The sequence below is a fragment of the Pseudoalteromonas sp. T1lg65 genome (assembly GCF_051930985.1).
Taxonomy (GTDB): Bacteria; Pseudomonadota; Gammaproteobacteria; order Enterobacterales; family Alteromonadaceae; genus Pseudoalteromonas.
Window position 1 is genome coordinate 418,476 of record NZ_CP196838.1, and the last position, 12,480, is coordinate 430,955.

1 protein-coding gene is annotated in these 12,480 nt (G+C 44.4%); it reads right to left on the minus strand.

Going from position 1 to position 12,480, the window contains the following annotated elements; all coding sequences use genetic code 11:
• Complete coding sequence (locus ACSLBF_RS19175) at positions 1–12,471, minus strand: amino acid adenylation domain-containing protein (RefSeq protein ID WP_440057006.1); 12,471 nt, start codon at positions 12,469–12,471, stop codon at positions 1–3.
• Positions 12,472–12,480 lie beyond the last annotated feature (9 nt).

Sequence of the window (12,480 nt, forward strand, 5' to 3'; positions counted from 1 at the left end):
TTATATCTCTAAAATTGTCTTATTTTCTGCTGATGCTGGTGCATTGTTATCTTGTTCAAATTGAGACTCTAAATTACGCAGGCGGTTAAGCGACAAATCGTCCACAGCGAAATCACTCGGAGTCATCACACCGCCACTTATTTCAGCGTCTTCACTTTGTTGAATCACCGAAAGTAGTGCAGCGTTAAATTGCTCTGTAAAAAGGGCTAGTTGCTGTTCTGATAACTGGCTCTGAATCGTAAACTCCAATACGCCGCTTTGGATGACACCATTGATATTGAGGAGCAACTCTTCATTATTTTCTGGGGATATTTCCATTCCACACGCATCATCTACTATTTGCCAATCTTCAACGTCGCCCGCCCCATGGTTGGCGTCCAGTTGTCCCAAATAATTGAATATGATGGGGGGTAACTTGCCTGATAGCGCCCCCTGTTGAACTAATGCACCATATCCAAGCCCCTTACACGGGATTTTGCGTAGCATTTCTTTGGTACTGACAATCGTATCCCCAAGAACTTCTTTGCAGTTGAGCTGTACGGGATATTTGGTCGTAAACCAACCCAATGTTTGAGACACATCAAGTTGCTCATTAATGACTTCTCGTCCGTGTCCTTCTAAAGTGATGGAATTTGATACGTGACCGAATGTGGCTTGTAATGCGATGGCCAACGCACTTAGCAAAAGGTCGTTGATCTCAGTGTTATAACCTGAGTTTGCCTGATGTAATAACACATGGGTTTTCTCAGCAGACAAACTTATCGAGCTAAACCTTGGCATGCTCGGTGTCGGTAAACTGACTTGGTTACGCTCAATATCCTGCCAGTAAGCTATTTCGTTTTGGTGATCATTTGCGTAGTCAGACACGGCTTCAACCCACTGACGGTAGCTACTACCTTTAGGTGGTAACTCTGCACCTGTAAGTAATTGACGCATATCATCTGCGACAATACGCCAAGAAACGGCATCGATAATCAAGTGATGGAAAGAGAAGAATAATCTAGCTGATTGATCCGCATACCCTGTTAAGTGAGCAACTTGCCATAGCGGACCACGATTAATGTCAAAGTGACTTTGCCACTGGCTTAATCGATCGAAAATTTCTGACGCTGCGAGTGTCGAGACATCCAATGCTTTTAACGGTGCTAACTCAAAACCTTCGTCGTGATAACGCTGGCAGTACCCTTGTTCATTATGACTAAAGGTGCATCGTAAAATATCGTGCTGTAATGCCAACTTAGCGATTGCCAGTTCGATAAACTCAGACGTAATCGACGCTGGAATCTTAACCATGAACGACTGGTTCCAATGATTGGGCACTGCTAATGACTTATTAAAAAAGTCTTGCTGAATGGGTAACAGTGGGAAATCCCCCAACAAGATACCTTGCTCAGTCTTAAGTTCAGCTCGTTCGGATTGACTCAATAGCACAGCTAACTCTTGGATAGTCGGTGCATCATAAATGGCTTTTACGTGTAGGCTAAAACCAGCTTGGCGTAACTTCGCGACCAACTGGATACTGATGATGGAGTCGCCCCCGATACGAAAAAAGTTCTCATCAATACCAACTTTGTCTAACCCCAATAGTGCCTGCCAAATCTTACAGAGCTGAGTCTCAAGGGCATTTGTTGGCGCTTGATAATCCGCTTTTTGCGCTAGTTCAGGCTCAGGTAGCGCACGAATATCTAGCTTGCCATTGATAGTGAAAGGTACAGAGTCGATTAGCGTGTATGAACTTGGGATCATGTAGTTTGGCAACACCCCTGCAAGGCGGTTTCTAAACACCTCCCAATCTATTTGTTGCTCACCTTCAGCGACTAGATACGCTGCGAGCAAACTCATGTTGTCACGCTTGTGAACAACGACAACAGCCTGCTTAATTTCTTCTTGCGCACTTAATCTGGCTTCAATTTCACCAAGCTCAACCCTAAAGCCACGGATTTTCACTTGACTGTCATTGCGGCCCAAATATTCTATATTTCCATCAGGTAACCAGCGAACCACATCGCCGGTTTTATACAAACGATCGTGTGCATTTCCGCGCGCGTTAGCGTCCGTAAATGGATTACGAATAAAGCGCTCTTTGGTCAACTCATCACGATTTAAATAGCCCCGTGCTAGGCCAACACCACCAATATACAATTCTCCAGGAACACCGATGGGAACTAACTGAAGCTGTTCATCTAAAATCAGTAAAGTTGTGTTCTGAATCGCTTTTCCGATAGGTACGATGTCATTCTGAATATCGCAGCAATCAAAGTAGCTGACGTCGATAGATGCTTCCGTCGGACCATATAGGTTTATCAATTTTTCTAACCGTGGGCTGATTTTTTCAAAGTCACGTACATGTGCCATAGTCAGTGCTTCACCACTACAGAAAACGCGATTTACAGAAGATGGTAAACCTTCCGAATCCTGCTGTATGTATTTACAATACTCCGTAAGCATTGTAGGTACGAAGTGTAGTGTGGTAATACCACTATTCTTGATCAGTGCATTTAACAACTCAGGATCTTGATGAATATTCGGTGACGCAATGACGATAGCCGCCCCAACCCAATTCGCCCAAAGTAGCTCCCATACAGAAACGTCAAAGATGTAAGGTGTTTTTTGTAAAACTCTATCGGTCTCAGCTAATGGATATTGTGCTTGCATCCAGTCTATACGGTTAACAGCTCCCGTATGTGGCACCATCACTCCTTTCGGCTTACCCGTTGTCCCTGAGGTGTAAATGACATAAGCAAGATCTGATGGCTGATTTATCGTCTCTAGGTTTGCTTCGTCAAAGCACTCAAAATCACTCGCATCATCGACTGCTAATAGCATAGGTATTGCATCTAGATGTTGAGTTAACTCGGTTAAATCAGTTAATTGATGGCGCTGACTCAACACGATTGAGGCCTGTGTATCTTCCAGCATAAACTGAACCCGATCGTTAGGGTGATCCGGAGACATTGGCACATACGCGCCCCCGGCCTTGAGTATCGCTAGAATACTAATCACCATTTCTAGGCTGCGATCGAGATACAACGCAATTAAGGTATCTGGAGCAAGGGGAGCATTGTGCAACTGCTCATAGTTATTACGAATAGCATTCGCCAACTGGTTTGCTCTGCGGTTCACTTCTGCGTATGTCAATTCTGTCTGTTCAAATATTAATGCGATGTTGTCAGGTGATTGTTTCGCTTGTTCTTCAAACAATTGATGTATCATCTGATCTTTCGGATACGCCACTTCTGTATGCTGTAGCGTGTTTAGCAACTGCTGACTTTCATCTTTCGACAGCAAACTAATTTGCTCATGGGCAATCAGAGGCTGTTGTGAGACAACTTCGAGGATCTGCTTGATTTGACTCAGCAATTGATTAGCTTTGTCACTGCGTAGCCAAGTTTTGCAGTAGTTTAATCCCAGAACCAGGCTGCCATCTAATTCATAAGCTTTTATCGATAACGGGTAATCATTTTTTTCGACCGACTGACGGAATTCAACGCTACCAGCAACTCCCGTTAGTGCTTCCCCAGCAAAAGAAGGGAAGTTCTCAAAAACGAATAAACTATGGAACAACCGCTCTCCATTCGACTGTAACTTAGCTAATGACACACTGCTATAACTATTTAGTGCAGCGATATCCGATTGAATTTCCTGTAAAACTTCCAAAACGGTTGCATTTTTTCGCCAATTAACCGTTAACGGTAAGGTATTAATGTATAACCCGACGCTGGACTCAATCCCGTCAATTGGAATATCTCGACCAGAAACCGTTGTACCGACTATCGTTTGTTCATCACGAGTGTAGACTTGCATCAGCTTATGCCAAGCAAATTGCAAGGCAACATTCACAGTCAAACCTTGTTGCTGACAGACATTTTTAAGCTGCTGATATTCTTCACCGGTAATAACTAGCTTAAGTTCATCTGGTTCTTGAAGCTCCCGGCTTTTTGTCAGGTCAACACGTGCACTTAATAACGAATTAATATCATTTGGTTCAGCAAATCCCTTTTTGGCTTTATCCCAGTAGGCTTCGGTTTCGCCCCGCTGTGCCTGATAGTAGGTTTGTGCCTCAGTGTACGCCGTTTCGACTTGTACTTCCGGCGTCTCACCGCGAACCAACGCGTCATAATAATCATGAACCGCGTTCAGTAAGATCGCGCCACTCCATCCATCAGCAATGCTGTGATGTTCAGTTTCTAGAAGAGTAAATAAAGACGCCTCTTGTTTAATAAGGGTAAAGCGAATCAATCCCGGCTTGCTTAAATCAAAGCCTTTTTCACGATCTTGTTGTTGGATTGATTGTATGGCTTCTTCTCTTTGCTCTGGCGCAAGCCCGCTGATATCGATGTAGTCAAAGTTACCCTCATCAATACTTGGATCAGAAGAAATAACCTGAATGACTTCTCCGTTCCAATCAAATGCCGTTCGCAATATGGGAAACTTAATCGAAGCAAGCCGCCAGGCTTGCTGATATAGCTCAAGGTCTAGTTGCTGATGATAATCAAGTAAAAGCTGAACTCTGTAGGCATCATCCTGCGGCTGATTCAAATAATGGAAAATAAACCCTTGCTGTAAACTCGTCGCTGGATAAATTTCTTCTATATTCTGAATTGCCAGCCCCTGCAATTGAGCTACGGTCAATGACTTCGCTTGATAATCACTCGGTGTCTTGATTCCGCCTTTCAGCGCTGTTCGTTCACATTCTTGGATCACCAATGCCAACGCAGACTCAAAGTGATTACAAAAAGCGGCTGTTTGCGCTTCGGTTAGCAAGCTGTTGATCCCAAACTGCAACTGTCCACCACGAACCGCACCGTTTATATTAAGCACTAAGTCATCTGCATTTTCACGAGAGATCGTCTCTCCACAGCTGTCATATGCGATTTGCCAATAACCTTCGTCCTGCTGCTCAGGTTGATCCATTTGCCCCAAGTAGTTAAAGCAAATTGATGGCAAGTGTTTCGCCAATTTATCCGCTTGACACAACACGCCAAAGCCAATGCCTTTATCAGGAATTCGACGAACTCCTTCTTTTGTATTAATGATGGTATCGGCTAAGGCTGAATGGCAGCTCAATTTAACTGGGTATAAGCTAGTAAACCAACCAACCGTATGAGAAATATCTAACGAATCATCGATCGATTCACGACCATGACCTTCCAATATTATGTGGTTGGACTGACGTCCAAACGTGTCCTTCAAAGCGACCGCAAGTGCACTTAGCAACAGCTCGTTGATGTCGGTATTAAATGCTGAATTTGCTTTATACAGTAAACTGGTAGTCAAAGCTTTAGATATACTAACTTTACAGAAATGGCTCCGTTGCTCATCGGCTAAAGTTTCGTAGCCATCCATCACATCTTGCCAATATGGAACTTCAAGCTCGATTGATTCTGCGTGCAGTTGTAACGCTTTAACCCACTGACGATAGCTACTGCCTTTCGCCGATAGTTGCTTACCCGTCAATAGTTGCTGCATGTCGTCAGCAATTATTCGCCACGAAACGGTATCAATGATCAAATGGTGAAATGCAAAAAACACGCGCGCACTGCCATCGTCATAACCGGTTAAAAACCCTGCCATCCACAAAGGGCCATTTTCATAGTCAAAACTGCTTTGCCATGCGGTTAATACTTCGTCAAGCTCATCAGTATTCAACGTAGAGACATCTAATGTTCTAAATGGTCCTTGTGCAATAGAAACTTCACTGTAATAGCATTGCTCATAACCTGATGAACCTTTCTCAAACCGACATCTCAACATATCATGCTGCAACGCTAGCCTATTAATTGCGCTACTAACCTCTGCTTCTGTGATCTCACCTGGGATCTTCAGCATAAATGCCTGATTCCAGTGCTCCGGCTTGGCTAATGGCTGTTCGAAAAATGCTTGCTGAACGGGAAGCAATTCGAACTTGCCCTCTAACGTACCTTGTTCGGTTTGTATTTCCGCCGCAGTTTGATTTTGGCTGAGTTGCTGCGCCAATTTAGCTACAGTAGGTGCATCGAAAATGGTTTTGACTTGCAAATTAAAGTGATGTTTTCTCAACTCTGAAACTAACTGGATACTGACAATAGAGTCACCGCCAATACGGAAAAAATTGTCATGGATGCCAACTTTCTCCAGACCCAGAATACTTTGCCAGATTTGGCATAATTGCGTTTCTAGCGTGTTACGAGGTGCTACATAATTACGACCATCGACTAAAGCGGGCTCTGGTAACGCCCGTTTGTCTAGCTTGCCATTGATTGTTAATGGGAGCTGCTCTAATTCTGTAAACGTACTGGGGACCATATAGTCCGGTAATCGTCCCGATAGCTGCTCACGTACACTGTCAATTGATAAGGTTTTTCCTGCCTGAACGACAACATAAGCCGCTAGATATTTATTGCTGCCTGTGACTTTGTCTATCACCACCGCTTGAGCTATGTCCGCAACCTCATTGAGTGCGCTTTCTATCTCGCCCAGCTCTATTCGATAACCTCTGATTTTTACCTGACTGTCATTACGACCTAAATATTCTAATTGACCATTCTCCTGCCAACGAACTAAGTCCCCTGTCTTGTACAAGCGGGTATAACCCTTAGCTTTATCTGCTTCACTGGCAAATGGATTGTCTATAAAGCTCGCCCCCGTTAAGTCGTCTCTATTGAGGTACCCTCTCGCTACGCCCACACCACCTAAATACAACTCTCCTGGCGTATTCATCGCTGCCAACTGACCTGCGTCATTGACCACATAAGCTCGTGTATTCGATATCGGGGTTCCTATCGTGTTAAGGGACTTGGCATTGCTTGAATCTAGACATTGAATCGATGTCACCGTAACTTCTGTCGGCCCATATTCATTAATGAGTAAATCACCCCAAAGTGAACGTAATTCACTAATCAAACTTTCGCCACCGGCAATCACTCTACGAATAGCGCTCTTTGAACCCGGGTGGCCTAACGCTTGTAGATAACTCGGCGTGCCATCTAGGTGTGTCACTTGATGAGTGATTAGGTGTTGGATGATTTTTTCCGGTTGTGTGATTTCATCGTCACTTGGTACAACCAGTCGACTGCCATTCAGAAGTGGTAAAAAGAACTGCTCAACTGATGCATCGAAAATATAATTGGCTAGCCAGATAACCACTTCATCTGCTGTAAAGTCTAATTCGCGATACTGATTGTCTATCAGATTGACCACCGAGCGATGCTCAATCATCACCCCTTTCGGCTTACCCGTGGTGCCTGAGGTGTAAATTACATACGCCAAGTCGCTAGCGTCATTTATCGCTGCTGGAACCGCCGTACTATGAGCTGCATAGGTATCTCTATCATCAACACACATCAAACTCGCTGTTGTCAGTGCACTCAGCGTTTGTTGATACTGTGATTGTGTCAGCACCAAGCTCGCTTGTGTATCCGATAAAATAAACTCGACTCGCTCACTCGGATATTCAGGTGAAATCGGTACATACGCAGCTCCAGCTTTCAGTACCGCTAAGATACTCACCACCATCTCTACACTGCGTGCAACATACAAACCTATAAAGGTATCTGCGCTGAGTGCTTTTCCAGTCGAGACCTCATACTCGGCTCGTATCGCATGGGCTAATTGATTCGCTCGTTCATTTAATTCGCCATAGCTCAGTGCTTCTCCTGCAAACACCACTGCAACTTGCTCTGGCGTCTGTACCGCTTGCTCTTCAAATAAGGCTTGCAGAGTTTTATCCTGCGGGTAAGCGGCATCCGTGTCATTCCACTGGTACAACAACTGATGACGCTCTTGCTCTGATAACACATCCACTTGAGCAACGGTTTGCGTGACATCATTGACCAACGCCTGTAGTACTCTGAGATACATATCACGCATACGTTCGATGCTCGATGCTTCAAACAGACTCACCGCATAGTTAAAACTACCTCGGATTACCTTGCCGTTATCAATTAACGAAAGGCTTAAATCCGTTTTTGCTGCACTATATAGGCTTTGTTCAGATGCAAATTCTGGCGCGTTAAAAGGTAGGTCATTAGTTTTATCTGACTCTTCACTGAAATGGACAACATCAAACATTACTTGAAAAATTGGATGGCGTGACGGGTCTCGTTCAACATCCAACAAATCAACCAATTTCTCAAACGGTAACTCTTGATGTACTTTCGCTTGCGTCACCACACCGTGTACTTGCGCAATCAACGCACTCAGTGACTGTGCGCCATTTACACCTGCGCGTAGCGCCAGTGAGTTAACAAAGAACCCGATTAAGGATTGTGTTTGCGCATGATGACGGTTATCCGAAGGTGTACCAATAACAATATCATCTTGACCAGACAGCGCTGCTAACGTCACATAGAAGCCACTCAATAAGACTGTGTACAAGGTCGTTTCTTGTGACTGCGCCAACGCTCTAAGCTGCTCTGATAATGCCTCATCTAATTCAAAGGCAACATCCTGACCGCGATAATCAATATGTGCTGGACGACTATGATCTGTTGGTAAAACGAGCGTTTCAAACCCAGATAGTTGTGTTTGCCAGTAGCCTTGTTGTTGCTCTAGGACTTCGCCACTTAAATAATCACGCTGCCAACTCGCATAATCTGCGTAACTTATCTCCAGTACGGGTAATTCGATTTTTCTTTCCGAAAGCAACGCACCATATACTTCATCCAACTCAGACATAAAAATATCTGCCGACCAACCATCGAAACCAATGTGATGCCATAACATCAATAAATAACCCTTCGACGTATTGTCACCCTCAACAACAAAGTGATGGAGTCTCAAACTCATTTCAGTCGTTAAGTCGAATGGTGTGGCTACCGCCTCTGATAAACTGGCCAACAACGTACTTTCACTGTCTAGTACGTGACGTTCAAGTTCAATGTCTTGAGCCAGTACAACTTGATAATCTTCTCCGGCATCATTGGTGTGATACACACTCTTCATCACTGGGTGACGAGTGGCAACCACATTTATCGCTGTTAACAACTTATCTAGCTCAGCGTCAGAGTTTAACTTTACGAGACTTGGAATATGATAAACGTCACTGCCTTGTTCAAAACGCTCGATAAACAACAAGCGTTCCTGCGCAAATGACAACGGCGCTTGCGCTAAGGTGCTGCGTGGAATAACTAATAGTTCGTCTTGTTCACCCAACTGCGCCGCAAGCCCTGCTACCGTTTTATATTCAAACAACAAGGCCAGCGGGACATCTACAGATAGCACATCTCTAATCGCCGCAGTCAGCTTAATCGCATTGATGGAATTGCCGCCAATGCGGAAGAAGTTGTCGTGCACACCAACTTGCTCTACACCTAAAACGTCTTGCCATAATTCACATAATTGCGCTTCTAACTCATTGCGTGGTGCTACATATTCATCTTCGCTAACAAAGCTTGGCGCTGGTAATGCGCGTTTGTCTACTTTGCCATTGATTGTTAACGGAATATGTTCAAGCTCAGTAAACGCAGCTGGGACCATATAATCCGGTAATTGTGTAGATAGCTGCGCTCTTACCCCATCAAGAGACAATGTGTGTCCTGCTTCTGCAACAACATAAGCGGCCAAGTATTTATTCCCGCCTTTGACTTTATCGACCACTACCGCTTGGGCAACATCTGCAAGCCCATTAAGTGCACTTTCAATCTCACCCAATTCAACACGATAACCTCGTATTTTTACCTGACTGTCATTTCGACCTAAGAATTCCAGTCGACCATCCGCCAGACGGCGCACTAAGTCTCCAGTCTTGTACAAGCGGGTATACCCTTTGGCTTTATCTGCTTCGCTCGCGAATGGGTTATTTATGAAACTCTCTGCCGTTAGGTCGTCTCGATTGAGGTAACCTCTCGCTAAGCCCGCACCACTGATGTACAACTCTCCAACAACATTAATTGGGGCTAGATTGCCTGAATCTGATAAGACATATAAACGACTATTCGGAATTGCATGACCGATATTCGTCGCGCTATCTCCCTGCTGATAACGGTTAACGCTCGCACAAACCGTGCTCTCTGTTGGACCATAAGCATTTAGCAATCGTGGGATAGCGTTAAATTTCTCATACAACTCAATGGTTGGCGCTTCACCCGCCATCACCAAGCACTCAAATGACGCAAAACACCCGGCATCTAACTGATGTAAAATTGCAGGCGGCAACGTCGCTAACTGAATGTTTTCTTTCGATAACAGCGCTGCTAACTTGCTTGGATCTTTACGCGTTTCTGTGCTGCTGATAAATAACGTATGACCCGACAGTAAACTGACAAATAATTCAGACACACTGGCGTCAAAGACATAATCCGCAAACCATAATGCATTTTGGTAAGCATCACACTCAAAGTGCTGACGCTGTGCCGTCACCAAGTGAGCGACATTGCGATGCTCAATCATGACCCCTTTCGGTTTACCTGTGGTGCCCGAAGTGTAAATCACATAAGCCAAGTCGTTGGCATCACTTATCGCTTCAGGGGTCGCTGAACTTTGACCACTAAATACCTCGGCATCATCAACCAGCAGTAAACTCGCAGTGGTCAGTGTCGAGAGTTCCGCTTGATACTGGGTTTGCGTCAGCACTAAATCGGTTTGCGTATCCGATAAAATAAACTCGACGCGCTCTTGCGGATATTCTGGTGAAACTGGCACATACGCAGCGCCGGCTTTCAGTACCGCGAGGATACTGACTACCATTGCTAAACTGCGGTCCATATACAAGCCGATAAACGTATCAGCACTCAGCGCTTGTCCATTGGCAGACTCATACCTAGCACGGATCGCGTGTGCTAACTGATTGGCACGCTCGTTCAACTCACCATAACTCAGAGTTTCATTTTCAAACACCAATGCCACTTGCTCTGGTGTCTTCGCTGCTTGTGCTTCAAATAAAGCCGATAAGGTTTTATCTTGTGGATAAGGCTTATCCGTATCATTCCACCTATGTAATAACTGGTGACGCTCTTGATCCGTTAATAATGAAATCGATTGATGGTTCTGATTAGGGTCGTCACTGATCTCTGCCAATATCATCTCAAACTGGCTGAGTAATTGATTTGCCCGCTCCAATGTAAGTAAAGACTCACTATAGTTTAACCCTACTAGCAAACTACCTTGCTGCTCATATGCTTTGATTGAAAGAGGATAATCCACTTTTTCAACCGCATGACGGAATTCAGCCGTCGAAGCGATGCCTGCATCATCGCAGGCATCGCTGCTGGGGTAGTTTTCAAACACAAATAAACTGTGGAATAGGCGGCTTGCGCTACCCTGAATTTCTGCCAGTGATGCACTACTATAGGTGTTCAGCTCAGAGATGCCCTGCTGTATCGCAGTAAGCACCTCTTTTACACTGGCCTCTTTTTCCCAATCAACAGACAAAGGCAGAGTATTGATGTATAGACCCACGCTTGACTCAATATCCCGAACAGGAATATCTCTACCAGATACTGTAACGCCTACAATGGTTTGTGCGTCTTGAGTGTAGGTTTGAATTAACTTGTGCCACGCAAACTGCAGTGAAACATTTAATGTCACCCCCTGATGTTGGCACATCGATTTGAGTCGTTCCAGTTGTGTTCCTTGGATCGTCAGGATCTGCTCATTCGGCTTATCAAGCACTTTTTCTCTTTCTAAATCAGTGGTTACACTAAGTAATGGGTTTAAATCGTTAACATGATTTAGCCGAGGTTTTTTGGAATCCCAATAGTGTTGAATGTCATCTTGGTGCTTCAGGTAATAAGCTTGTGCTTCAAGGTATGCCGTCTCCGCTTCAATTTTTGGTGACTCACCTCGAGCAAGCGCATCGTAAAAATCATGCACCGTATCCATAAGTACCATCGCACTCCAGCCATCGCCAATACTATGATGCTCGGTTTTTAATACGGTGATTAAGTTTTCACTTTGTTTGATTAGGGTAAAGCGGATCAACCCTGGCCGAGAAAGATCGAACGGTATCTGGCGATCTTCGCGCTGGATTTCCAAAATCGCTTGCTCTCTTACTTCCAAAGGCAACATGCTGATATCTTTGAAAGTAAAGTTTTCAGGCCCGATGCTCGGTGACTTTGAAACCACCTGAAGTATGTCACCATCCCAGTTAAAAGAGGTTCTTAGGATTGGATAACGCGCTGAAGCAAGACGCCAAGCTTGTTGGTAAAGTTCAACATCAAAGCCTCTCTGGTAATCCATTAAAAGTTGTACACGATATGCATCATCGTGAGGCTGGCTTAAATAATGATAAACAAAGCCCTGTTGCAAACTCGTCGCTAAGCAATATGTTTCGATTTCCTTCAAATCATTATCATCACCTGACACAAACTGTTCAAAATCAGACTCTGAAAAAATACAGTTATCCTGCAGAAACGCTAAAATCTCTGCTTTTTGTTCCTTAATGACCTCAATGAGCTTCATATCTGGTTCGCTCACAAAAGACAGTTCGATATCCTCACCATCTTTCCAAACCGCCATTTGACTCGTTTTCAATTCCTTAAATACTTCTAACATTTTGGATAA

What these genes read in the sequence shown, in the direction of transcription:
- ACSLBF_RS19175 (WP_440057006.1), bottom strand. Translation starts at nt 12,471, where the DNA reads ATGTTAGAAGTATTTAAGGAATTGAAAACGAGTCAAATGGCGGTTTGG.